The sequence below is a fragment of the Bacillus cereus group sp. RP32 genome, from assembly GCF_040459735.1.
Taxonomy (GTDB): domain Bacteria; phylum Bacillota; class Bacilli; order Bacillales; family Bacillaceae_G; genus Bacillus_A; species Bacillus_A wiedmannii.
The window spans coordinates 3,916,889-3,941,816 of sequence record NZ_JARVHO010000001.1 but is presented as its reverse complement, the minus strand read 5'-3'; the positions used below and the strand labels follow the sequence as shown (position 1 = coordinate 3,941,816).

The window sequence follows — 24,928 nt, the reverse complement described above, 5'->3', positions numbered from 1 at the left end:
AAACGATATGGTGCAAATAAGTAGTAACTTTCTCTTTACCGCATTTATTTTATATTTAATTGCAACTCTATTTTTCGGGGGAGCAATTAAAGAAAAAGGTCATAAATGGGCAAATATAGGAATAACGATTACAATTTTAGGGTTTATTGCACAAACAGTATATTTTGTTACAAGATGGATTGCATCAGGACATGCACCAGTTAGTAACTTTTTTGAATTCGGTACATTTTTCGGCATGATGCTTGTCGGAGCGTTTATTGTCATGTATTTTATGTATCGCGTAAGTATAATCGGACTTTTTGCATTACCAGTTGCACTTTTATTAATTGCCTACGCAAGTATGTTTCCGAGGGAAATATCTCCGCTTATTCCTTCTTTAAAAAGTAATTGGTTGCATATTCACGTGACGACTGCAGCAGCAGGACAAGCTATTTTAGCAATTAGTTTTATTACGGGCGTTATGTATTTATTGAAAAATGTAGACCAATCAACGAGAAGCAAACGTACATTTTGGTTAGAAACGGTAGTGTTCACACTTGTTTGTACAGTTGGTTTTATTGGAGTGACAACGTTATTTTCTAGTATGAAATATGAAGCAAAGTTTCAATGGATTGATAAAAATGAACAACAAGTGGAAATGAAGTACAATCTTCCAGCTTTAGTAGGACCGCACGAAGGAAAGTTATTGACAGAAAATAAATTAGAACCGACAGTTGAAGTTCCAGCGATTGTAAATGCGAAAAAATTAAATACTGTTATTTGGTCAGTGTTAGTTGGGACATTACTTTATATTGTATTAAGACTTGTTTTACGCAAACGAGTATCGGCAGCACTTCAGCCGTTAGTAAAGAATACAAATAGTGATTTACTGGATGAAATCGGATATCGTTCTATTGCAATTGGATTCCCGGTTTTCACATTAGGTGCATTAATTTTTGCCATGATTTGGGCTCAAATAGCGTGGACACGTTTTTGGGGTTGGGATCCAAAAGAGGTTTGGGCGCTTATTACTTGGCTTTTTTATGCGGCGGTATTACATTTACGCTTATCAAAAGGGTGGCACGGAGAGAAGTCAGCGTGGTTAGCGGTAATTGGTTTTGCAATCATTATGTTTAACTTTATTGTAGTAAACTTAATTATCGCGGGTTTACATTCATACGCATAGAGAAATAAAATAGGAGAGTGAATGTCACTTTCCTATTTTATTTTTGTCAATTTTTCTTCTTTTTTGAGAAAAACATGACAAAGTAGCGGTTGATTTTGTAAAATGATGTCGAGGACATTATATCCTGTTCAAAAAAAATACATAGTTTTGGAAAAAAATTGAACAAACTTTATTATTCTTGTGAAGCATAATATGGGAAGTGAAACATTTAGAAGATTGCTTAAATAAACGAGAATAGCGCAACATACTAGTGTAGAAGGGTAGGTGTAAACCGTTGTGGTAAAAGTACGCAACGGGTAGAAATGGAAAATGAATCAAGAATTTTAATTGTAGACGATGAGGATCGTATTCGTCGTTTGTTGAAAATGTATTTAGAAAGAGAACAATATACAATTGAAGAAGCGGACAATGGTGATACAGCTTTAGAAATGGCGTTACAAAATGATTACGATTTAATCCTATTAGATCTTATGATGCCAGGTAAAGATGGTATTGAAGTGTGTAAAGGGGTTCGTGAGAAGAAAGCGACGCCAATTATTATGTTGACGGCAAAAGGTGAAGAAGTAAACCGAGTACAAGGGTTTGAGGTAGGAACTGATGATTATATTGTGAAACCATTTAGCCCACGTGAAGTAGTGCTTCGTGTGAAAGCGGTCTTACGCCGTTCTGTACCAACAACGTTCTTTACACAAGATACAACGACAAAAGATGTTACTGTGTTCCCGCATTTAACAATTGATAATGATGCACACCGTGTTACAGCAGATGGTAATGAAGTAAACTTAACACCGAAAGAGTATGAATTACTATTATTCTTAGCGAAAGCGCCTGATAAGGTATTTGATCGTGAGCAATTGTTAAAAGAAGTATGGCAATATGAATTCTTCGGAGATTTACGTACAGTTGATACGCATGTAAAGCGTTTACGTGAGAAGTTAAGCAAAAAATCACCAGATGCTGCGAAGATGATTGTTACCGTTTGGGGCGTAGGTTACAAATTTGAGGTTGTGAACGACTGATGCTTTGGAGAAGTGTAGTAGGGAAGTTATGGATGACTATATTACTTCTCGTTTCGTTTGTGCTCGGATTTGTTGCGATTTTACTTTCACAGTTTTTTAGAACATATTATGTTGATATGAGTGAAGCTAGGCTTCAAAAAGTTGCAACAAGTGTTTCAGAGTTAATTGAAGAAGGTGCCGATGTAAAAACGATTGAGAATATCGCGTACAAATTCTCTGATCCACTTTCAAGGATCATTATTGTAGAAGATGGTAAAGAAATATCTTCTTCGCCGAAACAAGAAGGATTAGTCACTCTTACAATGGATGATTTGAAAGAAGACAAAGAATTAGCGGCTGTTTTTACAGACAAAAAAGAAATTAAGAATAACATTAGAAAAGCCTCTAATAGTAGAAAGAATAAAAACACTGAAAATGATATTATGATTGTCGGAAAACCAGTGCATTCAAAAAATCAAAGTGCAGTGTTCGTATACGAATCTTTACAAGTACCGATACAAGGTATGGAGAGAACGACTGATTTTATATTCTTATCAGCAGGGATTGCGATTATATTAACAACGTTCTTTGCATTCTTCTTATCTACTCGAATTACAGCACCACTCCGTAAAATGCGTGAGGTTGCTTTTGAGGTCGCGCGTGGGAAGTTTGATGCGAAAGCACCTATGGTATCTCAGGATGAGATTGGTGAGCTTGCAACGGCCTTAAATCAAATGGGGAAACAGTTGAAGTTTAATATGAATGCCCTGCAGCAAGAAAAAGAACAGTTAGCTAGTATTTTAAGTAGTATGGCAGATGGGGTTATTACGTTAAACCAAGAAGGTGAAGTCGTTGTAATTAATCCGCCGGCTGAACATTTCTTACAAGTTTGGCAAGAGGAAAAGGAAGTAGAGCTCAGTAAAAAACTACCTTCTGAACTTGTTGAACTATTCCATCTCGTTGTAGAAAGTGAACAACAACAAGTGGTTGAAATTAATTTACAAAAAGGGAACTATGTAGTTCTTATGACGCCGCTTTACAACCAAACGAAAATTCGTGGCGCTGTAGCTGTATTACGTGATATGACGGAAGAACGCCGTCTTGAGAAGATGCGTCAAGACTTTATTGCGAACGTATCACATGAACTTCGTACACCGATGGTAATGCTTCAAGGGTATAGTGAAGCGATTTTAGATGATATTGTGCAAACGAAAGAAGAAATTAATGAGTTTGTTCAAATTATTTATGATGAATCCGTTCGTTTAGGTAAACTTGTAAATGAACTATTAGATTTAGCGCGTATGGAAAGTGGTAATGTAGAGTTACATATAGGTGAAGTTGATATTCATCCTTTCGTTGAAAAAATAGGTCGTAAATTCCAAGGAATTGCAAAGGATAAAGAAGTCGCATTAACGGTTGATTTTCAGAATCCAATTGAACAATACCCGTTTGATGCAGATCGTATGGAACAAGTATTGACGAATTTAATTGATAACGCAATTCGTCATACGAATGCAGGCGGACATGTAACGCTTGTAATTAATACGAAAAATAATGGTCTTACTTTTGAAGTACAAGATTCGGGCGCTGGTATTCCAGAAGAAGATATTCCATTTTTATTTGATCGTTTCTACAAAGCTGATAAAGCAAGAACACGTGGGAAAAAAGGTGGAACGGGGCTCGGGCTTGCGATTGCAAAAAATATTGTGCAAGGCCATGATGGTAAAATTGCTGTTTCAAGTGTTGTTGGAGAGGGAACTACATTCTCTGTATATTTACCGAATCGTATAATTTAGATATACGTTTTTAAAGTTGATAATGAATAAAGTTCTACTGTTTTTTATTTTTTTGTAAAATCAATTAAATAAATAATAGTAGAACTTTTTTTCTATCTTAGTCGAATGAAGAATAGCAAGAGGGGTGTCGTGAAGCGATGAAATTATATACGAAAACAGGAGATAAAGGGACAACAAGTGTAATAGGCGGCAGAGTGGATAAAGATAATATTCGAGTTGAAGCATATGGCACGATAGATGAGGCGAATTCTCATATTGGATATGCAATGACTAAGCTACAAGGCGGATCTTTTGGAGATATTTACAATGAACTTGAAAATATTCAACATGAACTATTTGATTGCGGGGGAGACTTGGCGATAGTAGAGGGGAAAATTCCTTATAAAGTAACGGTTGAAATGGTTGAAAGCTTAGAAAGAAGGATTGATTCGTATATAGAAGAAGCACCGCCGTTAGAGCGTTTTATTTTACCAGGTGGAAGCGAAGCGGCAGCTGCTATTCATATTGCACGTACAGTTGTAAGGCGAGCAGAACGATGTGTAGTGTCCTTGCAAAAAGAAGGGAAAATAAATGAAGTTGTTCTAAAGTATGTAAATAGATTATCTGATTATTTGTTTGCGATAGCTAGAGTAATAAACGCTCGATTACAAGTAAAAGATGTGGAGTATAATCGCAGTGCAATCGTTTTTCGTGATAAAAAAGAGAAGGAAGTGGAGTGATTCACTTTCTTTTTTTGTATACTTTTTTCTGTAATATACCAAAATAGAGAAGGTATGGTGTTAATTAGAAAACGGAGGATGTATATGAAAGTGTTAAAATGTGGCGTCATGTTATTGACGGTATTGTTTTTATCTCAATTACATGTGTACGCAGAGGGAAATCAATGGACATGGCCTGTTGAAGGGCAGATAAGTGATTATTTTGGGACAAGGCATGGAAAACACTACGGTATAGATATAGCAGCACCGATTGGCACGCCTGTGGCAGCTATTCAAGAAGGTAAGGTAACAAAGTCTTATTATTCAAGTAGTTATGGAAACGTTGTATTTATTAAACATGGAGAATATGAGGCTGTGTATGCGCATTTAAATAAGAGATATGTAGTTCAAGGGGATTATATTTCAAAAGGAGAAATAATTGGAGAAGTAGGAAATACTGGAGAATCGAGAGGTGCACACTTACATTTAGAAGTTCATCAAGGAAGATGGACGATGGCGAAAAAGAATGCGATGAATCCATTGCTTGTTCTAAATGAACAGAGAAATGAAGTTGTTTCCTCATCCTTATATGTCGTCCAAAAAGGGGACACTTTAGTTAGTATTGCACGGAAATTTAGTATGTCAGTTAAGGAAGTTAAAGATAAAAATGGACTGCAGCAAGATCGGATTTATCCAAATCAACAATTATACGTAAAGTAAAAAAAGAGCTAGTTAAACTAGCTCTTTTTTTACCAAAAAATAAAGACACATATAAATCCAGAAATAGCTAAGTAGCTATATAAGTAAAATACTTTCGTTCTTGTTTTTTCGTTCGTTCGAAATAGTACAATAGTCGGTTCAATTAAACCGATTGTCAAACAAAGTAAACCAAGAAGCATACAACCGATTGAAATGGAGTACAGGGCGATTTGTGGTGCTTGAAATGGAATCATCCATTTTAATAAAAATGCAATAAGTGCAGTGTAGCAAATGCTGCCGATGTATTTATTCAACGGTGCATTAGAACGGAACCCTGGAAGTTTTTTCAAGAAAGAACGGGAAACAACTTCAGTTTGTAAAGATGTGTGCTCTTCAATTATTGTTTGAGCTTCTTTTCCTTTTTGGAAAAGGGATAATATCCAGTTTCGCTCACCTTGAAAAATAAATTGAGAAGTTGTCAAATAATGATCGACCTTCACTTTATTCCAACTCTTCCATGGGTGACGCTCACACAGTTTTAATTTACTCTCTGTTTTTTTATCATACTGATAAATACTGATGCCATCTTCATCGAAAGCAGCATAGTATGTCTCGCTTGAGAATGTGCCTAAATCAATTGGACAGTAGAAAAGTAATTCTTTTTTTAAGTAAAAGTATTCTTTTCTTAAGTTTTTTTTCATTGCTTCTCGAATAGAGTGTCTCTTTTCTTTTTTCATGACATTTCCTCCATAATCCAGAAAATGTTCTTATCTTAACAATTCAACATCTTATCACTTTTCATTATATATGACTAGGGGATTCATAGGGGAAATGCCGAATACTAAAAAATCTGGGGTGTATTGTAAAATATAGTGATTGGTTTTAATTATATAAAATTAATAACTTATTTTTAATAAGTTACACTTTTTTTGTTCACAATACGATTATGTTGTTGTATAATAAAGTGGAAAATAGAATATCGGTCTATCTTCGGGGCAGGGTGAAAATCCCGACCGGCGGTGATGAACTATATGTGATTTTGTTCTAAGCCCGCGAGCCGTTAAGGCAGGATTTGGTGTGATTCCAAAGCCGACAGTATAGTCTGGATGGGAGAAGATGGAGGTTCAAGCGTTCAAAAAAGATATGGATTTGAACGTCTGTTTGATGTGCCTTAAATTCTCCCTTTGTGTAAAACACAAAGGGTTTTTTCGTTCTATGAAAAAGTAGGCATAGCAGAACCTTTCCACTTTCCATGAGATGATCGATGGAAAAGGAGAGAGAAAGATGAAACAAAAAAACAGTGTAGTGCAGATGGTGAGTGTAGCGATGCTAAGTAGTATTGCATATTTACTGATGATGTTGGATTTCCCGTTTCCAGGGCTTCCGCCATTTTTAAAAATTGATTTTAGTGATGTACCAGCTCTAATTGCAGCAATTATTTTCGGGCCAGTTGCAGGGATAATTGTAGAGGCGATAAAGAATATTTTACATTACGGGATTCAAGGGAGTTTAACGGGAGTGCCAGTTGGAGAAATTGCTAACTTTATTGCAGGATGTTTATTTATTGGACCGGCAGCTTTCTTATTTAGAAAGTATCGTACTGTTAAGAGTTTAACGACAGGATTAATGCTAGGGACAATTACAATGGCGCTCATTATGAGTGTATTAAATTACATCATTATATTCCCAGCTTACACTTGGTTTTTAAATTCACCAGCTATGTCTAGCGAGGCTATAAGAACAACGGTTGTAACGGCAATCTTACCATTTAATTTGATTAAAGGAATTGTTGTGACAATTGTATTTGTAGCGTTATTCTCACGCCTGAAAGTATGGGTGTTTGCAAAAATGAAAAATGCATAAAATATAAAATAAAACCATTAGTAGTATGGAACTACTAGTGGTTTTTTATTAAGTAGAATGAAAATAGAAAACAAAAAATATCCCTCATATGAATGAGGGATATTTTTTGAAGTTAATAAAAGACTATTCGAATTTTAAAGAGTCGCCATCAAATGATTCATCAGCAACTTTAATTGAGTCAGTTGGACAACCTTCGAATGCATCCATCATATCTTCAATTAATACATCTGGAATTTCAACGATACCTTGGTTATCGTCTAACGTTACAAATGCAATACCTTCATCATCATAATCATAAATGTCTGGTGCAGCAGCGCCGCAAGCACCACATGCGATACAAGTATCTTTATCAACGATTGTATATTTTGCCATCTTTTTTCCCTCCTGATAATATGTATGTGAAAAGCTCGCCATAAAAATTATAACCTTATTGTAAAACGGTTTTTAAAACTTTTCAACATAAAATTATAATGATAATCCTTATCAATTAGAGTGTCAACTAATTTTTGCATTATGTCATAAGATTTTCAAAATACGTAAATGTTATTTCGTTTGGTACAATATACTATATACAAGTACATAGTGCCGATATGATAAGTTTAATGAGTAAGTGCAATCATACTAAAAAGTAATTAAGCTAGATTGAAAGGTGGAAGCGGTAATGCAACTACAATATACTTTATTGTATTGTTTAAAACAATTGAATGGTGAAAGGACCGTTTCTTCTATTTATTATTTATTAAAAGGAAAACGATCTTCGCAAACGTTACAAGATGGAAATATGTTCCGAATTTCATTTTTGTTTGGAATATATAAATCGTTAAATAGAACAGACTACGATCGTGAAGTTGCAAAGTTGTTGCAAGCAGATTTGATTCGAGAAATACATGAAAATACATATTTGTTAACATCTAAAGGTAAAATGCAGTTACATACATGGGAGGAAGTGTATGCTTTTCCCGCGCATTTACATGGTTTACACTATGGTGAATTAGGTGAAACATTTTGGAAACGTTTATCATTAATTATTCAAACTATATCTAATTTACAACAGAATAATACGAAATTTATTCCCATTCAACAAGATACAGAAATAATGATGTGGGTAAAACGCTTTTTAACAGGTATACCATATAGGCGAAGTGAATTGGCTAAAAGATTATGGAAAGAAATACATAATCTTTTAGGAAAAGGTGATGTGGTAGAAGCGACGATTGTAACATATAGATTAACAGGATATGAACGTATCGGTTGTACATTGCAGCAATTAGCGGAAATTACGAAACAAGATATATTCCGGGTGTATTTTTTATTTTGGGGTACAATTCACTTCTTTATACAAGAAGTTCATGATAAAGAAAATGAATTTCCGCTATTAGCTGAGATTATCTCTTATCCAAATGAGAGAGCTGAATTATTTAGTTTATCAACGAAAAAAACATATAATTTTTGGAGACAAGGACGCTCTTTAGATGAAATAGCGACAATTAGAAATTTAAAGGTTGCAACGATAGAAGATCATTTTGTTGAAATTGCTTTGCGGGAAAAAGAGTTTTCAATCGAGATGTTTATGGAAAAAGACAAAATAGATAAAGTAACAAAAGTAATTGAGGCATTACAAACACGTAAGTTGCGTGAGTTGAAACAAGCGGTTGGAGAGGGTATCTCTTATTTTGAAGTTCGTCTTGTATTGGCGCGGATGGAGGGTATAAATGAAGCTTGAGGAATATTTATATAGATGGTTTGGATATTCTGAATTTCGTACAGGGCAAAAAGGGGTCATTACAGATTTATTAGAAGGAAAAGATGTTATAGCAATGCTCCCGACTGGAAGAGGGAAGTCTATGTGCTATCAACTTCCAGGGCTAATGCAAGAAGGAACCGTGCTTGTTGTATCACCATTATTATCTTTGATGGAAGATCAAGTTACACAATTAAAGTATGTTGTGAAAAACCGAGTAATAGCATTTAATAGTTTTCGGACATTACATGAAAAAAGAGAAGCGATGAAAAAATTAGCTTCATATAAATTTATTTTTGTTTCACCAGAGATGTTGCAGTCGGAAGTGTTAATAAGAGAATTGAAGAAAGTTCATATTTCATTATTTGTTGTGGATGAGGCTCATTGTATTTCACAATGGGGTTATGATTTTAGGCCAGACTATAAAAAACTAAATGTAGTCATTGAAAATATCGGGTCTCCTACGGTGCTAGCATTAACGGCAACAGCGACAAAAGATGTACTCCGAGATATAGCAGAGAGTTTAGATTTGAAGAAAGTGACGCAGCATGTATACTCTATTGATCGTCCAAATATTGCGATGGAAGTACAATTTGTGGAGACGATAGAAGAGAAGAAAGAAGCGCTTTTGAACCAGGTGATGTATTTACAAGGGCCAGGGATTGTATATTGTTCAAGCAGAGCGTGGACAGAACGTTTAACGGAGTATTTAAGAGGAAAAGGCGTGACTGGTGTCGCTTTTTATCATGGTGGTATGGAACATGAAGAGCGTATGTTAATTCAACAGCAGTTTATGAATGACCAGTTGCAGCTTGTAATATGTACAAGTGCTTTTGGTATGGGAGTAAATAAGTCGAATACGAGCTATATTATTCATTTTCATTATCCGACTAATATAGCTTCCTATTTACAAGAAATCGGAAGAGCTGGAAGAGATGGTGAACCGAGTATAGCTATCTTACTATGTAGTCCGTTAGATCACGATTTACCAATTTCGATAATTGAAGATGAATTGCCAAGTCAGTCGCAAATACAATTTTTATTCTCTTTACTACAAGAAAGAATGTTTCAAACGAAAGAATTACCAATAGAAGAGGTAGAAGAAATTTGTTATAATGCAGCAAGATTTAATGAACAATATTGGCGTTTCATTCGCTATCATCTTGAACAGCTTGGAATCATACAACAGCGAAAATTAAAATTAGAGAGCTTGTCAGATGAAATTATGAACAGATTAATAGCTGAAGTAGAAATAAGGCTACGTAATAAATATAGTGAGCTAGAAAACATGAAATCGTGGATACAAGTGAAAGAATGTAGGCGTGAATATTTGTTACAACAGTTCGGTTATAGAAAAGAGAACGAGTTGAAAAATTGCTGTGACTATTGTGGTATTACAAAAACAGATTATAAAAAAAGACAAGCGCAACAATCGGATTTCGACTATAATTGGGAAACAGAGTTACAAAAGCTTTTCGGTCTAGAAAAGATGGGGGAATGATGAACATTCAAAGGCATAATATTGAAGATATGAGTCCGAAAGAAATAAGGCTGAATCTGTATATCACACAGTTCATTATTATCGGTATCGGTTGTTTACTAGCATATGTATTATTCCGAGATATAAAATCGGTGTATAGTCTGTGGAAGTGGGAACCGGTGTCTATACTTATAATAGGTGGCTTGTTGGCGATTGGTATTGTGTTATTAGATTATGTTGCAATGCGAGTATTTCCAGAGTCTTGGTTTGATGATGGTGGTATTAACGATAAGATGTTTCAAGGAATGTCAGTTATGCACCTACTCGTTATTACGTTCATTATCGGCTTTGCAGAAGAATTTTTATTTAGAGGTGTAGTGCAGACGCACTTTGGAATTATAATAGCGAGTTTAGTATTTGCAGTGTTACATATTCGGTATATAACAAAGCCATTTTTGTTTTGTTTCGTCTGTTTCATTAGTTTTGTCTTTGGTTATGTGTTTGAATGGACAGGAAATTTGTTTATAACAATCTTTGCACACTTTCTTGTTGATTTTATAATGGGACTCCAATTAAGAAAATAAATGGAAGGTGGTGGTGAACAACATGAGAAAACGAATTCCTGATTTCGAAGAGGAATTAGAAGTTGAGCGAGTGGAAGAAAAAGAAAGTTTACCGCCGCGTAGTGAAATTCATAGAAATAAAGAGAAAAAAGAAAAGTTTAAAATGAATCATATTTTCGTCCGAGTTTTAACATTTCTATTCATATTACTACCAATTAGTATCTTATGGTATACAGATAAATATATTCAGGTGAAAAGTGATGGTAATAACGCTGGGAAAAGTGCGTTTGAGGTCATTTTCTTTGATTCAGCTAAATCTGAGTCTGAGGTAACATCTGAGAAAGTAGTAACGCATACGGTAAAAGAAGGAGAAACTTTAGAAAGTATAGCGAAGCAATATTTTTCAGATGAAACTGGGATTGAAGTGATTAAAAAGTATAATGATTTACAAGAAGATGAAGTGAATGTAGGTCAAGAAATAAAAATTCCGATAAAAGATAAGTCCGCAAAGCAGGATAGCTAGTAACATACCTACTATAAAAACTGAGAATTATCTTTATGCGGAAGGGAGTGAAAAATATATGATATGGATTATCTTATTAAGTGCTCTCATATGTATTGGTATTATATTTCTTCTTGTAATGTATACAGAAGCGATGCGTAATACTGTGTTAGAACATACTTTACTTTTTGAAGAATTTCCGAAAAGTTTTCAAAAAGTAAAGGTGTTTTTTATTTCTGATATTCATAGAAGGGTCATTTCAAGTTCATTAATTGAACAAGTAAAAGGAAAAGTAGACCTTGTAATTATTGGCGGTGATTTAGCGGAAAGAGGCGTCCCTTTATCTAAAATTTCTGCAAATATACAAAAGTTAAGAGCGATAGCTCCTGTATATTTTGTGTGGGGAAATAATGATTATGAGATTGAATATCATGAATTAGATGCTTTGTTATTAGAAAATAATGTGAAAGTTTTAGATAATACAAGAGTTGTATTTGAGTCTGAACTAGGAGAAAAAATTTGTTTACTCGGTGTAGATGATGTTGGTTTGAAGCGTGATCGTTTAGATTTAGCTTTGGCTGATTGCAAAGAAGATGGTTTTCGCATATTAATTAGCCATAACCCTGATATAATAAATAAAATGTCTGGAAAAGAACAAATTTCACTTGTGTTAAGTGGACATACACATGGAGGACAGATTCGATTATTCCCATCTAAAAAATATTTAAAAGGTGGCGTATATAAGCATTCAAATATGACTCTTTTTGTTAGTAATGGGTATGGAACAACGTTGATTCCACTTCGCTTCCGAGCACCTGCTCAAACACATATTATTACGTTATGCGGAGGGAAATGATGCCAACTCTAAACGGGAAATATAACATAAAAGCTGTTTCGAATATAATTGGAATTCAGCCGAGTACGCTTCGTGCATGGGAAAGACGATATCAAATTATTGCCCCAAAGCGGAATCATGCGGGGCATCGATTATATACAGAAGAGCATATTCAAATTTTGAAATGGTTAATGGACAAGGTGTCTTCCGGCATGATGATTGGACAAGCAGTTCAATTATTAGAAGGGAATCGTTTGCAGAGTAATGTTCAAAAAGAAATACATTACGATAGAGAAGTTGTTTTAGTGGACGATTTACTGCAAGCTTTGTTAAAATTTGATGAAATTACAACTTCTGCATTGTTAAACGAGGCTTTCAGTATTTATGCAACAGAAAAAGTCATAGCAAGTATTGTTCTTCAAGTGTCAAATAAATTGTTAACGTTAAAAAATAATAATGAAGTTACAATGGTGCAATTCCAATATGTCGTATCATTTTTACAAACTCGTCTAGGAATGGTGTATCATAATGCATCATCATTTGCTTCTATACACAAAGTTGTCGTGTTAGAAAATAATATGTTGAAAGGGTTTGTTTTCTCAACGTATTTACGCTTAAAAGGATATGAGGTGATATATATTAGGTCAAGCTTAGCGGAAGATGGTATTTTGTTAGCTGTTGAGCAAATACAACCTACATATGTAGTAGTCTCTTTTGATGAGGAACGAGAACTTAAGAACACGATGAAGGACATGAATTTGTTGCAAGAAAAAAGTGAGAAACTTTCTGTTGGGTTTATAGGAGAAATAGGTACTCGAGATCAGTTGAACATTCAAACATGCCTAATTGGTGATACGAAAGAAGAATGGGATGATTGGTTAAAAATGTTAGAATAGTTGTTCGAAAAGAACCATCTATTTTCTATTTCATATAATAAAAATTATATTCATTGGTTACGTAGGGAGGGTATGAGATGAGGCTGGAACGATTAAATTACAATAAGATAAAAATTTTCTTAACATTTGATGATTTATCTGAACGAGGATTAACGAAAGAAGATTTGTGGAGAAATGCACCGAAAGTACAGCAATTATTTCGTGATATGATGCAAGAAGCAAATAAGGAACTAGGGTTTGAAGCGGATGGCCCGATTGCAGTTGAAGTATTTTCTCTACAAGCGCAAGGAATGGTCGTAATTGTAACGAAAGAACATCAAGATGTGGATACAGATGATGAGTTCCGTGACGAGTTTATTGAAATGCAAGTGACTCTAGATGAAAGCGAGCATATACTTTATGAGTTTGCTACACTAGATGACGTAATTAACCTGTCGAATCGTTTATATAACCTTGATGTAACTGGCGGAAAACTATATACGTGGGATGGGCGTTTCTATCTTTGGATGGAAGAAGAAGAGCAAGTTCAATTACTGAAGGCAGATTTTATAGCTATTTTAGCGGAATATGGTAATCCGTCTACAGCAACTATTTATCGTCTAATGGAGTATGGTAAAGAATTAATGGCTTCTCAAGCAATTGAACAAATACACAATTACTTTGTGAAAAAACAAAACCTTAGCTAATATAACAAAGCTAAGGTTTTGTTTTTTATTTGGAGAAACCTAAAATGTTGGTCTGAAAATGTCAAAACGATTAATGGTATAGCGGGAATCATAAATATTTGGGCGCTCTTTACAATACTTAAAAATATCTTCTTAAGTTGTTATATATAAGTAAAATAAAAAATATTTAAATATTTAAGTATTTTACTTTTCTAAAAGCAATAAAAGGACTATAATGATAGTGAAAACGCTTGCAACAGGAAATAGTTTGTATATATTTGTTAGCGTTTTCTATTGCATTCCAAATTTAACGGTGTATACTAGGCAATGAAGGTTTACTAAACAAGTGAAATTACAGGGGGTTTACTTACTATGGTAGCCGAAAAGGGAACTCAAACAAAAACACAACAACAAAGGGAACAACATTTTGAACTATTGAATTCGACACAAATTGTTATTAGTGAAGCATTAGAAAAATTGGGTTATCCAAACGAAGTATATGAATTATTAAAAGAACCAATTCGTATGATGACAGTGAAAATACCAGTTCGTATGGATGACGGGACTGTTAAAATATTTACAGGATATCGTGCACAACATAATGATGCTGTTGGTCCAACGAAAGGTGGAATTCGCTTCCATCCGAATGTAACAGAAAATGAAGTGAAAGCACTTTCAATCTGGATGAGTTTAAAATGTGGTATTGTTGATTTACCATACGGTGGAGGTAAAGGTGGAATTATCTGTGACCCACGTGAAATGTCATTCCGTGAGTTAGAAAGATTAAGCCGCGGTTATGTACGAGCAATTAGCCAAATCGTAGGACCGACGAAAGATATTCCAGCTCCAGATGTATTCACAAACTCTCAAATCATGGCATGGATGATGGATGAATATAGCCGTATTGATGAATTTAATTCACCAGGATTTATTACAGGTAAGCCACTTGTATTAGGTGGATCACATGGACGTGAAACAGCAACGGCGAAAGGTGTAACAATTTGTATTCGCGAAGCTGCAAAAAAACGCGACATTGATATTAAAGGTGCACGCGTTGTTGTTCAAGGATTCGGTAATGCTGGTAGCTTCTTAGCTAAATTTATGCATGATGCAGGCGCGAAAGTTATTGCAATCTCGGATGCTTACGGTGCATTGCATGATCCAAACGGATTAGATATTGATTATTTATTAGACCGTCGTGATAGCTTCGGTACAGTAACAAAACTATTTAATAATACAATTTCAAACAAAGAATTGTTAGAACTTGATTGCGACATTTTAGTTCCAGCTGCAATTGAGAACCAAATTACAGAAGAAAATGCTAATAATATTAAAGCAAAAATCGTTGTTGAAGCTGCAAATGGTCCAACAACATTAGAAGCAACTAAAATTTTAACAGATCGCGGAATTTTACTTGTTCCAGACGTATTAGCAAGTGCTGGCGGTGTAACAGTATCTTACTTTGAGTGGGTACAAAATAACCAAGGTTACTACTGGACTGAAGAAGAAGTAGAACAACGTTTAGAAAAAGTAATGGTAAGATCATTTGATTCTATTTATGAAACAGCACAAGTTCGTAAAGTGAACATGCGCTTAGCTGCGTATATGGTCGGTGTTCGTAAAATGGCTGAAGCAAGTCGCTTCAGAGGTTGGGTATAATATTATATCGTGAGAAAACGTGATTCCTTTCGAGGGAATCACGTTTTTTTTGTTGAAGTATTAGTGTGAGGTGTTGTATATGGAAAATGAAATGATGGAACGAGTAGAACAATTAGAAGAAAAGGTTAAGAGGTTAGAGGGAGGACTCTCAAGAACGATGAAAGCCCGAAAAACAAGTAACGTTCGGATGTTCGGAGAAGGACTACTGTTTTTAATATTTGGTGCAGTTGTAGTAGGGCCGATTATCGCTTTTGTAATCTCAATTCTTACTTGGATTGTTGAAAAATAAAATAAAAACAAAAAAAGAACGCTTGTTCTACACGAACAAACGTGCTATACTTTCCTTAGATAAACAAAACGGAAATGATTTTAAGGAGAGATAAATGATGAAAATGACAGTAGACCAAAGATTTATGATGCCAGCAGATGTTGTAGAACGAGTGGAAGTATTAAGAAACAAACAAAGTAAGCGCGGCACATTATTACAATCTGTAAATAAATTTTTCGGTTTAGATACGAAAGAAGATTGTGTTTGGTTTTACGGTTTTTATGGAGTTGCTGTAAGTATTTTATTATTTATGGTGTTCACATCAAATATTTTCGATTTTCTCTTCGCGTAAGAAATATGCGATAAGGACATTGCTACCGAATACATATATAAAGAAGTAAGGTAATCTTCTGAAGCAGGAGTTGGTAGTAATGGCGATGTTTCCTATAGAGCGTAACTATATTGGGTATGGAAGTTCACGACCGGGAATTCCTCTTTCTAAAGTAAGGTTTATTGTAAGTCATGATACGGGGAACCCTGGTAGCAATGCGATAGGGAATCGGGATTATTTTAATGAAATACAACCGAAAGCTTCGGCACATACATTTATAGATGATAAAACAATATTGGAAATTGTTCCTATAAATGAAGTTGCCTATCACGTTCGATATGGTGTGCCGACAGATAATGACTTATATGGTTATGATGCTAATAAGGCTGCCATTGGAGTGGAACTTTGTTATGGCGGTGATGTTAACTTTTGGGAAGCATATACCCGTTTTACGTGGTATCATGCGTATTTATGTCAAAACTTCGGCTTGAATCCGAAGAAAGATATCGTATCACATAAAACACTTGACCCAGCTAGAAAGATTGATCCTGAAAATGTATTAGGGAAACAAGGTATTAAATTTCAGCAGTTTTTAGCAGATGTCTATCGGATGTACGTTTCGTTTAGATGACAAATATATGAAAAATGAATACAATAAAGATAGGTGCCTACTGCTGTAAGTAGGTTTTTTCTTGTTTTTATAAATAGCGTATTGGTAGAAGACTAGGAGTGAGCTGAGTATGCAGAAAGAAACAGCTATCATAATTGGAGGCGGTCCGTGCGGATTAGCAGCAGCAATTTCGTTGCAAAAGGTAGGGATAAATCCGTTAGTAATTGAAAAAGGAAACATTGTAAATGCGATTTATAATTATCCAACTCATCAAACATTTTTCTCTTCTAGTGAAAAATTAGAAATTGGTGATGTAGCTTTTATTACAGAAAATCGTAAGCCAGTTCGAAATCAAGCGCTTGCGTATTATCGTGAAGTAGTAAAGCGTAAATCTGTACGTGTAAATGCTTTTGAGCGAGTGGAGAAAGTACAAAAAGATGGAGAAGTTTTTCATGTTGAGACAACAAAGCGTGACGGAAGTACAGAAATATATATAGCGAAATATGTTGTTGTAGCAACTGGATATTATGACAATCCAAATTATATGAATGTTCCCGGCGAGGAACTGAAGAAAGTAGCTCACTATTTTAAAGAGGGACATCCTTATTTTGATCGAGATGTAGTAGTTATAGGTGGGAAAAACTCGAGTATAGATGCCGCGTTAGAACTTGTTAAAACCGGTGCGCGTGTAACGGTTTTATATCGCGGAAGTGAGTATTCACCAAGCATTAAGCCGTGGATTTTGCCGGAGTTTGAGGCGTTAGTACGAAGCGGCACAATTCAAATGCATTTCAGGGCTCACGTGAAAGAAATTACTGAACATACATTAACGTTTACAGTCGATGATGAGGCATATACAATCCAAAATGATTTTGTATTTGCGATGACTGGTTACCATCCTGATCATAGTTTCTTAACGAAGATGGGTGTTCGGATTGATGAAGAAACAGGACGTCCGATTTATGCAGAGGATACAATGGAAACGAACGCTGAAAATATTTTCATTGCAGGTGTAATTGCTGCTGGAAATAATGCGAATGAAATATTTATTGAGAACGGTCGATTTCATGGGGATGCGATTGCGCAAACCATTGCGTCAAGAGAAATATAAAAAGAAGCTGTCGAAATAAACTTCGACAGCTTCTTTTTAATTGTGCATAAACATATTTTGGATTGTTTCATGAGAATTTGTATTCTCTAATGCAACTAATAATTTAATACGTGCTTTTTGAGCATTTAAACCGTATGTGAATACAATACCCATATCTTTTAATTGTTTGCCGCCACCTTCATATGAATATACATCTTGCACGATGCCATTGAAACAGCGAGAAACTAATACGATAGGGATTCCTTTGTCGATTAATCGTTCTAGACTAGGAAGTGTTCTTGGAGGTAAATTACCTTGTCCAAGTGCTTCAATAACAATCCCGTCTACTGGAAGGTTTTCAATTGCTGCTAACAATGTATCGTCCATACCAGCGTATGCTTTTAGAACAACTACGTTTTTAGAAACCTTATTTACTGAATATGTTTCATGGTGTACTAAAGCGTGATGGAATACAACGCCGCGCTTTGTTACCATACCAATTGGTCCATACTGTGGACTCTGGAATGTTGCCACGTTACTTGTATGTGTTTTCGTTACATTTGTAGCGCAATGGATTTCGTCGTTTAATACGACTAAAACACCTTTTTCAGCAGCTTCACTACAGCTAGCTACTTTTACAGCCGATAAGAAGTTATATAGACCATCAGCACCTAATTCATTACTAGAACGCATTGCACCTGTTACAACGATTGGAATAGTTGCTTGCACTGTTAAATCTAAGAAATAGGCTGTTTCTTCTAATGTATCCGTACCATGCGTAATGACTACGCCATGAATGTTGTCTTGTTTTACTTTTTCATCAATGATGACTTGTAATTGTAACATTTCGCTCGGTGTCATATGAGGAGATGGTAGATGGAACACGTCTTCAACGATTAAATCAACATCGCCTTCTAAATCAGGAATAAATTTTAAAAGAGGATTTTTTTCACCTGGCTGTACGACCCCAGTTTCTTTATCTTCCTCCATTGCAATTGTTCCACCTGTGTGTAAAACTAGGATTCTTTTCAATGCTTATACCCCTTTCAAGTTGAAAAATACATTTAGAACATAACATGTTTTGAGTAAATTCGACAATGGAAATGTATAAAAGTATGCATCGAAAATGACAATAAAGTTAGCTGCTATATATAAGATGTATAAAATCACGAAACGAAATGTGTAAATGTAGGATAGGAGGGAGCAATTACATTGAAAAAGATGGAGAAAATTTTTATTCGTATATTAGTAATACAATTCATTTGTCTTTCTGTTGTGCAATTGTTATTTATACATAAGTCATCAGTGAAATATTTATCTAAAATTGTTTATTATGAAGGTGTCATGGTAAAAAACAAAGCAGAAATCTTACAGGTGAATAGGTAGTTTTCATTTTCTTCTATGAAGGATTATGCTACAATAATTGAGGATTTAATGACGTGAAGCAAATGAGAAGAAGCAGGAGAATACCTGCTTTTCGTTTTGTTTTATAAGTGAAAAAATGAGGTGTTACAATGGATAAACGAATTTCAATTGCTATAGATGGTCCAGCAGCTGCTGGAAAAAGTACGGTTGCAAAAGTTGTGGCAAAGAAACTTTCTTACGTTTATATTGATACAGGCGCAATGTACCGCACGATTACATATGCAGCCCTTGAACAAAAAGTGGACATTGAAAATGAAGAGAAGTTAATGGAAGTTGTAAAGAATGTAAATATTGAGTTTCAGCAAGGAGAAAATACACAACTTGTATTTTTAAATGGACAAGATGTTTCTGAAGTAATTCGTACACCTGAGGTGACGAATCGAGTATCTATTGTGGCGAAACATCGCCTTGTTCGTGAAGAAATGGTACGTCGTCAACAAGAGTTAGCGGAAAAAGGCGGCGTTGTAATGGATGGCCGTGATATTGGTACACATGTGTTACCAGATGCTGAAGTGAAGATTTTTATGCTTGCTTCTGTTGAAGAAAGAGCAGAAAGAAGACATTTAGAAAATATAAATAAAGGTTTCGATTCTAATTTAGAGCAGTTAAAAAAAGAAATTGCTCAGCGTGATAAATTAGATTCAGAACGCGAGGTTTCTCCTCTAAAGAAAGCTGATGATGCATTGGAATTAGATACAACTTCTTTATCAATTGAAGAAGTTGTCCAAAAAATTATGAGTATTGTTTCAGGAGTATTTGCGAAATAAAGAAAGGGGATAACCTCTTTCTTTTTTGTTTATATAGAAATGTAAAGGATGCGTGAATTGTGAGTCTCTTTCCTTGACAAATGCTCGGATTTGTAAGAAGTTAGTAAAAGAAGGATAAAACTTTCAGAATATATTCGCTATTATATTTCAAAACATACTTTCTTCAAGATGATTTTGCTGTATACTATTTATATAGGTTTAATATATTTTCTAGTGAAATGTATGAAAACTGAGTATGTGATGATAAATTCTTAAACATGCAAATGAAAACATATGTTTTCATTTCGTATATACATAAAAAATGCTTTGTCAATTCTGTAGGGAGGTATTTCCATGGTAGAGAAAATGAATGAAGAAGTTATGGATTCAAAAGAATTACAAGTTGGTGACGTTGTTACAGGTTCTGTAACGAAAGTTGAAGAGAAACAAGTGCTTGTAAATGTTGGATACAAAACAGATGGCGTAATTCCAATTAGTGAATTAGCTAACGTTCATATTGAAAAAGCAAGCGATGTTGTAGAATTAGATCAAATACTAGAATTGAAAATTATTAAATTAGAAGAAGATGATCTTGTCTTATCTAAACGTGCTGTTGATGCAGAAAAAGCATGGGTAGAATTACAAGGGAAATTTACTTCTGGTCATGTGTTTGATGTTACTGTAAAAGATATCGTGAATGGTGGATTAGTTGTGGACCTTGGTGTTCGTGGTTTTATCCCAGCTTCACTTGTAGAAGTACATTATGTAGAAGATTTTACTGACTATAAAGGCAAAACATTAGCCGTGAAAATTGTTGAATTAGACCGCGGAAAAAATCGTGTAATCCTTTCGCATAAAGCAGTAGTAGAATTAGAACTAGATTCTAAGAAAAAAGAAGCGATTTCTTCATTAAAAGAAGGAGACGTTGTTGAAGGAACAGTGCAACGATTAACGGATTTTGGTGCTTTCGTTAACGTTGGTGGTGTGGACGGTTTAGTTCATATTTCACAAATTTCACACGAACGTGTAGAGCAACCTTCTGAAGTATTAGAGCAAGGTCAAAAGGTAAAGGTAAAGGTATTATCTGTTGATGCTGATACACAACGTATTTCTTTATCAATTAAAGCAGCTCAGCCAGGACCTTGGGAGAATGTTGCTGGCGAAATAAAAGCTGGAGATATTCGTGAGGGAGTAGTAAAACGTCTTGTTACATTCGGTGCATTCGTTGAAATTTTACCTGGCGTTGAAGGTCTTGTGCATGTATCTCAAATTGCAAATCGTCACGTGAAAAATCCAAATGAAGTATTGGAAATGGGACAAGAAGTAAAAGTGAAAGTGCTTGAAGTCCATGTTGCAGAGAAACGTATTTCTTTAAGTATAAAAGAAACGCTTGAGGAAAATAATGTAATTGAGGATTACAGTCAGTATGAACCAAATGCTGATTCTGCTACTTTCCAATTAAGTGATATTATTGGTGAACAACTGAAAAAATTAAAGAAATAAAGAGGGGTACAAGTGGTAAGGGCAAAACGTAAATTAGATCATATTGAATACGCTCTTTCTACTGGTCAGTCTCGTACGCATGGATTTCATGATATTGATTTTGTGCATCAAGGATTGCCAAATTCAAGTTATGACACAATAACATGTGAAACAAAAATCGGCGAACTTTCACTAAGTTCGCCGATTTTTATCAATGCGATGACTGGTGGTGGGGGAGAGAAAACGTTACATATTAATGAGCAATTAGCATATGTAGCGAAACATCATAATCTTGCTATGGCTGTAGGGTCGCAAATGGCGGCGTTAAAAGATGAAAGTGAGGCTGCTTCTTATACGATTATCAGAAAGGTAAATCCAAATGGTATTTTCTTTGCTAATTTAGGCAGTGAGGCAACTATCGAACAAGCAGAGCGTGCCGTTGATATGATTGAAGCGAATGCATTGCAAATTCATTTAAATGTCATACAAGAGTTAACGATGCCAGAAGGAGACCGTAACTTTACTGGTGTACTTCAGCGCATTGAGAAAATTGTATTAAATAGTAAAGTTCCTGTCATTGTGAAAGAAGTTGGATTTGGGATGAGTAAGGAAACAATACAACAGCTAGCGAGCATAGGTGTAACGGCAATTGATATTGGTGGACAAGGTGGTACAAATTTTGCTGCTGTTGAAAATGAAAGAAGACAGCGAATGCTTTCTTATTTTAATAACTGGGGCATACAAACAGCAACCTCGATTATTGAAGCAACCTCTACAAATAATAACCTCTCTTTTATTGCATCTGGGGGTATACAAACAGCGCTTGACGTAGCGAAAGCAATCGCATTAGGGGCGAATACAACTGCGTTTGCTGGATACTTTTTACGTATTTTAATGCAAGATGGTATCGAGAAGTTAGTGGATGAAATTGATCTTTTACATACAGATTTGAAATTTATTATGACAGCTCTTGGTGCAAAGACGATAGAAGAGTTACAGGCTGTACCTCTTGTTGTAAAGGGCGAAACGTATCATTGGTTAACGCAGCGTGGTATTGATACGACGCATTATAGTAGAAGATAAAAAAATCAACCGTTTGGTTGATTTTTTTGTTTTTTGTTCGTTTTAGTAATATAAAGTGAGGAATGGAATTAATATTCTATCAAAATAAAATTATTCCTATATAAACACTATCTTGTGCAAGTTGCGAATGAAAAAGAGGCTGGAAAATGTAGATAGTTTGCTACTGAATTATTGGAGAGGGTTTAATTTCGCAAAGGAAAAATAGGTGGAGATAAAACTAAACCATAGAAAAATTCGGATGTTAAATGTTATTTTGATATAAGTAAAAAACATTAAAATAATTATGTGAAAGACGGTTTCGTACAATATCGAAACCGTCTTTTTGTGTTCATTAGTGCTGATTTTGTTTTCGGGCTTGCTCGGGTGTATCCAGTCCAGTTGCACCCGGATATTGTAGTGATTGGTCACGATCAGATTCAACGCGTCGTGATTCTCTTAGTTTTCGTTCTTGACGATCTTTACCCATAATGAATAGCACCTCCTTATTAAAAGTGTTGCTGTTATATGAAAAAACTATGCGCGAAGAAAGTGGATTAACTTTCATAAAAAGTTCCCATAATGGAAAACATAGGAGGTGAAATGATGGAAGGGAGTACTTTTTATTTTTTAGCTTGGATAGGGTGGATTATTGTAACTTTTTTTATGAAAAAGGACTCTATGCGGTGGAAGATAAGCGCTTGTATATTGATTTTTATTATTTGCTCTCCGTTACATGTAACGATTGCTTCATTCACGGTATCAGTAAATGCACTTTTGCTTTGTATTGTTGCTTTTATAGGAATCGCACTATATTCTATTTGGAAAAAATTATATAGCTTACTTTCGGCACTTATTATTGCAATGTTATATACAAGTTTTCATTTGTTAGAAGTATATGATCCGATTTGGATTGTGGTGGACAGGTTGTTTTTGGTAAGTGGTGCTCTTGTGTATGCATCGGTTTTATTGCATGAGGATCGCATATTACGATTATGTTCTCTTTATATAGGAATGTTACAGGGGGAATTGTTAGTGACACTTATTTTTCGAAAACTACATTTCCCTTATGATTACGGAAGTTTAGCGTTTTTTGATATCGTCGCCGTTGCTACATTTTTCATGACAATTTTGTTTTGGATTGCAAAAGCATCAGTATACATGGAACGGTTCAAGAGGAAATCACGTAAAAGAAAGGCGAGGGTAATACATGACTGAATATACACCGGCCATTTTATGCGGAGTAATAGCGGGGACAGTAACGAGAGTGCTAATGCTCCGCACAGATACGCGTCAGTATCCGACGAGGCTCCACGGGAAAATTATTCACGTTGCGATGGGGTTAATTGCAGCGGCTTTAGGAGCGATTGCGATTCCGTCAATTTTGAAAAAAGATTTTTCTGCTATTACATTTCTTACATTAGCAGCAACACAGTTTCGTGATGTGCGTAATATGGAAAGAAATACCCTTCAACAATTAGATGGATATGAGCTCGTACCGCGTGGAAATACATATATTGAAGGGATTGCATTAGTTTTTGAAAGTCGAAACTATTTGGCGATGTTAACGTCGTTTGCAACGACGTTTGCGTATATAGGATTCCATTCATGGATTGCTGGAGTAATTATGGCTATAATCGCATTTATTATCGCGAAAAAATTAATGTCTGGCAGAAGGTTACATGATCTTGTTGATATCGAGCATGTTCCACTTCGTTTTGAAGGAGCAGGGCTGTATATTGATAATATTTACATTATGAATATTGGATTACCAGCAAGGCAAAAGGAAATTATGAAATATGGAATGGGCTTTATTTTAAGGCCGAAAACAATTGATGCGATGGTGACAATCTCAAACTTAGGACAACGACAAGCTATTTTACATGATGTTTCTGTTGCTTTAGGGATTTATAGAGATTCTGGTACGCCAGCGCTTGTGCCGCTAGCAAAGCGTGATTTAGAAGATGGTAGGGTTGGGATTTTTGTCTTGCCACAAGATCAAGATGCAGAGAAAGCGATAGGTGTCATAGGGAATGTGCCGACGTTAGAAAGTGCTGTTCATATGTCATCGGAAGCCCCGAAAGGAAGGGGAGATAAAAGATGATGTTAGAAAGTGTAATTCTCGCGGTTATTACAACAACGCCGGAGAAATTTGCTGGTGGTGCCCCTTTGTTTACTTGTGAATCGACAGATGAGTTAGAATTTGTTGCAAATAATTTAGAGGCAATTTTAGATGGTATTGCGCATCGCTTACAAGAGAATGTATATATTATTGTGAAACATTAGTAACGTGTGGTATAATGTGAGGTGTTTTGATACGCTGAGAAATATTCTGGAATGCAAATCCCTTCTTGCAC

29 protein-coding genes and 1 riboswitch are annotated in these 24,928 nt (G+C 35.2%); of the genes, 25 read left to right on the top strand and 4 right to left on the bottom strand.

Going from position 1 to position 24,928, the window contains the following annotated elements:
* Positions 1-7: 7 nt before the first annotated feature.
* From resC to QCI46_RS20255, 5 genes are all read left to right on the top strand, one after another.
* Positions 8-1,165 carry a cytochrome c biogenesis protein ResC gene (gene resC, locus QCI46_RS20275; RefSeq protein WP_098078692.1) on the top strand — a complete coding sequence of 386 codons (1,158 nt, stop codon included), beginning with the start codon at positions 8-10 and terminating at the stop codon, positions 1,163-1,165.
* 302 nt (positions 1,166-1,467) lie between these two features.
* The gene (gene resD, locus QCI46_RS20270; RefSeq protein WP_000426862.1) at positions 1,468-2,184 is read left to right on the top strand and encodes a DNA-binding response regulator ResD; all 717 of its coding nucleotides are present in this window, start codon (positions 1,468-1,470) and stop codon (positions 2,182-2,184) included.
* On the top strand, positions 2,184-3,959 hold the full coding sequence (gene resE / locus QCI46_RS20265; protein WP_000964666.1) for a sensor histidine kinase ResE: 1,776 nt from the start codon (positions 2,184-2,186) through the stop codon (positions 3,957-3,959). The genes resD and resE overlap by 1 nt, the downstream gene beginning before the upstream one ends.
* A gap of 137 nt (positions 3,960-4,096) precedes the next feature.
* Positions 4,097-4,678, top strand: coding sequence for a cob(I)yrinic acid a,c-diamide adenosyltransferase (locus tag QCI46_RS20260; protein WP_098802974.1), 582 nt, complete (start codon positions 4,097-4,099; stop codon positions 4,676-4,678).
* A gap of 84 nt (positions 4,679-4,762) precedes the next feature.
* On the top strand, positions 4,763-5,377 hold the full coding sequence (locus tag QCI46_RS20255) for a peptidoglycan DD-metalloendopeptidase family protein (RefSeq protein WP_000866129.1): 615 nt from the start codon (positions 4,763-4,765) through the stop codon (positions 5,375-5,377).
* A 29-nt stretch (positions 5,378-5,406) separates the two neighbouring features.
* Here the strand turns inward: QCI46_RS20255 and QCI46_RS20250 are convergent, their stop codons facing one another.
* On the bottom strand, positions 5,407-6,093 hold the full coding sequence (locus QCI46_RS20250; RefSeq protein WP_353841256.1) for a hypothetical protein: 687 nt from the start codon (positions 6,091-6,093) through the stop codon (positions 5,407-5,409).
* A 245-nt stretch (positions 6,094-6,338) separates the two neighbouring features.
* A riboswitch (FMN riboswitch) is annotated at positions 6,339-6,478 on the top strand.
* A 162-nt stretch (positions 6,479-6,640) separates the two neighbouring features.
* Here QCI46_RS20250 and QCI46_RS20245 point away from each other — a divergent pair.
* A complete protein-coding gene (locus QCI46_RS20245; RefSeq protein ID WP_000810851.1) occupies positions 6,641-7,219 on the top strand; it encodes an ECF transporter S component in 579 nt (192 codons plus the stop codon).
* 123 nt (positions 7,220-7,342) lie between these two features.
* Here QCI46_RS20245 and QCI46_RS20240 read toward each other — a convergent pair whose 3' ends face one another.
* On the bottom strand, positions 7,343-7,591 hold the full coding sequence (locus tag QCI46_RS20240; protein ID WP_001151994.1) for a ferredoxin: 249 nt from the start codon (positions 7,589-7,591) through the stop codon (positions 7,343-7,345).
* 289 nt (positions 7,592-7,880) lie between these two features.
* On the opposite strand from QCI46_RS20240, the gene QCI46_RS20235 reads away from it, so the two are divergent.
* The 12 genes from QCI46_RS20235 to QCI46_RS20180 all read left to right on the top strand — a co-directional run bounded on the left by QCI46_RS20235 (position 7,881) and on the right by QCI46_RS20180 (position 17,880).
* Complete coding sequence (locus QCI46_RS20235; RefSeq protein WP_048561351.1) at positions 7,881-8,942, top strand: YpbB family protein; 1,062 nt, start codon at positions 7,881-7,883, stop codon at positions 8,940-8,942.
* A complete protein-coding gene (locus tag QCI46_RS20230; protein WP_098122438.1) occupies positions 8,932-10,461 on the top strand; it encodes a RecQ family ATP-dependent DNA helicase in 1,530 nt (509 codons plus the stop codon). The genes QCI46_RS20235 and QCI46_RS20230 overlap by 11 nt, the downstream gene beginning before the upstream one ends.
* The gene (locus QCI46_RS20225; RefSeq protein WP_353841909.1) at positions 10,461-11,024 is read left to right on the top strand and encodes a CPBP family intramembrane glutamic endopeptidase; all 564 of its coding nucleotides are present in this window, start codon (positions 10,461-10,463) and stop codon (positions 11,022-11,024) included. Before QCI46_RS20230 ends, QCI46_RS20225 begins: the two co-directional genes overlap by 1 nt.
* A gap of 22 nt (positions 11,025-11,046) precedes the next feature.
* On the top strand, positions 11,047-11,526 hold the full coding sequence (locus QCI46_RS20220) for a LysM peptidoglycan-binding domain-containing protein (protein ID WP_353841255.1): 480 nt from the start codon (positions 11,047-11,049) through the stop codon (positions 11,524-11,526).
* Between the two features lie 58 nt (positions 11,527-11,584).
* Entirely contained in the window at positions 11,585-12,361 is a 777-nt protein-coding gene (locus QCI46_RS20215; protein ID WP_000637808.1) for a metallophosphoesterase, read from the top strand.
* Positions 12,361-13,236, top strand: coding sequence for a MerR family transcriptional regulator (locus tag QCI46_RS20210; RefSeq protein WP_353841254.1), 876 nt, complete (start codon positions 12,361-12,363; stop codon positions 13,234-13,236). Before QCI46_RS20215 ends, QCI46_RS20210 begins: the two co-directional genes overlap by 1 nt.
* 77 nt (positions 13,237-13,313) lie before the next feature.
* Positions 13,314-13,922, top strand: a complete 609-nt coding sequence (locus QCI46_RS20205; protein ID WP_001235391.1) for a genetic competence negative regulator — start codon at positions 13,314-13,316, stop codon at positions 13,920-13,922.
* 351 nt (positions 13,923-14,273) lie between these two features.
* Positions 14,274-15,560: an NAD-specific glutamate dehydrogenase gene (gudB, locus tag QCI46_RS20200; RefSeq protein ID WP_000225171.1), complete on the top strand. Its 1,287-nt coding sequence runs from the start codon at positions 14,274-14,276 to the stop codon at positions 15,558-15,560.
* Positions 15,561-15,639: 79 nt separating this feature from the next.
* Positions 15,640-15,849, top strand: coding sequence for a hypothetical protein (locus QCI46_RS20195; RefSeq protein ID WP_098802964.1), 210 nt, complete (start codon positions 15,640-15,642; stop codon positions 15,847-15,849).
* Positions 15,850-15,943: 94 nt separating this feature from the next.
* The gene (locus QCI46_RS20190) at positions 15,944-16,180 is read left to right on the top strand and encodes a DUF3961 domain-containing protein (RefSeq protein ID WP_001983018.1); all 237 of its coding nucleotides are present in this window, start codon (positions 15,944-15,946) and stop codon (positions 16,178-16,180) included.
* A 79-nt stretch (positions 16,181-16,259) separates the two neighbouring features.
* Positions 16,260-16,790 carry a peptidoglycan recognition protein family protein gene (locus tag QCI46_RS20185; protein ID WP_001240648.1) on the top strand — a complete coding sequence of 177 codons (531 nt, stop codon included), beginning with the start codon at positions 16,260-16,262 and terminating at the stop codon, positions 16,788-16,790.
* A gap of 109 nt (positions 16,791-16,899) precedes the next feature.
* Entirely contained in the window at positions 16,900-17,880 is a 981-nt protein-coding gene (locus tag QCI46_RS20180) for a YpdA family putative bacillithiol disulfide reductase (RefSeq protein ID WP_193671417.1), read from the top strand.
* Positions 17,881-17,916: 36 nt separating this feature from the next.
* On the opposite strand, the gene ansA is transcribed toward QCI46_RS20180, so the two are convergent.
* Complete coding sequence (gene ansA, locus QCI46_RS20175; protein WP_088110189.1) at positions 17,917-18,891, bottom strand: asparaginase; 975 nt, start codon at positions 18,889-18,891, stop codon at positions 17,917-17,919.
* A gap of 180 nt (positions 18,892-19,071) precedes the next feature.
* Between ansA and QCI46_RS20170 the strand changes: the two genes are divergently transcribed.
* From QCI46_RS20170 to QCI46_RS20155, 4 genes are all read left to right on the top strand, one after another.
* Positions 19,072-19,245, top strand: a complete 174-nt coding sequence (locus QCI46_RS20170) for a YpfB family protein (protein WP_000738047.1) — start codon at positions 19,072-19,074, stop codon at positions 19,243-19,245.
* A gap of 128 nt (positions 19,246-19,373) precedes the next feature.
* A complete protein-coding gene (cmk, locus tag QCI46_RS20165) occupies positions 19,374-20,051 on the top strand; it encodes a (d)CMP kinase (RefSeq protein ID WP_000361262.1) in 678 nt (225 codons plus the stop codon).
* A 333-nt stretch (positions 20,052-20,384) separates the two neighbouring features.
* Entirely contained in the window at positions 20,385-21,533 is a 1,149-nt protein-coding gene (gene rpsA, locus QCI46_RS20160; RefSeq protein WP_353841253.1) for a 30S ribosomal protein S1, read from the top strand.
* 12 nt (positions 21,534-21,545) lie between these two features.
* Complete coding sequence (locus QCI46_RS20155; protein ID WP_098089027.1) at positions 21,546-22,595, top strand: type 2 isopentenyl-diphosphate Delta-isomerase; 1,050 nt, start codon at positions 21,546-21,548, stop codon at positions 22,593-22,595.
* A 331-nt stretch (positions 22,596-22,926) separates the two neighbouring features.
* Here QCI46_RS20155 and QCI46_RS20150 read toward each other — a convergent pair whose 3' ends face one another.
* On the bottom strand, positions 22,927-23,061 hold the full coding sequence (locus tag QCI46_RS20150) for a YpzI family protein (RefSeq protein WP_000513900.1): 135 nt from the start codon (positions 23,059-23,061) through the stop codon (positions 22,927-22,929).
* A gap of 116 nt (positions 23,062-23,177) precedes the next feature.
* On the opposite strand from QCI46_RS20150, the gene QCI46_RS20145 reads away from it, so the two are divergent.
* Genes QCI46_RS20145 through QCI46_RS20135 form a run of 3 tightly spaced genes read left to right on the top strand, consistent with a single transcriptional unit; the run spans position 23,178 to position 24,857 of the window.
* Positions 23,178-23,789: a YphA family membrane protein gene (locus QCI46_RS20145; protein ID WP_353841908.1), complete on the top strand. Its 612-nt coding sequence runs from the start codon at positions 23,178-23,180 to the stop codon at positions 23,787-23,789.
* On the top strand, positions 23,782-24,675 hold the full coding sequence (locus QCI46_RS20140) for a YIEGIA family protein (RefSeq protein WP_353841252.1): 894 nt from the start codon (positions 23,782-23,784) through the stop codon (positions 24,673-24,675). Before QCI46_RS20145 ends, QCI46_RS20140 begins: the two co-directional genes overlap by 8 nt.
* Entirely contained in the window at positions 24,672-24,857 is a 186-nt protein-coding gene (locus QCI46_RS20135; RefSeq protein WP_000979052.1) for a capping complex subunit for YIEGIA, read from the top strand. Before QCI46_RS20140 ends, QCI46_RS20135 begins: the two co-directional genes overlap by 4 nt.
* The last annotated feature ends 71 nt before the right edge of the window (positions 24,858-24,928 follow it).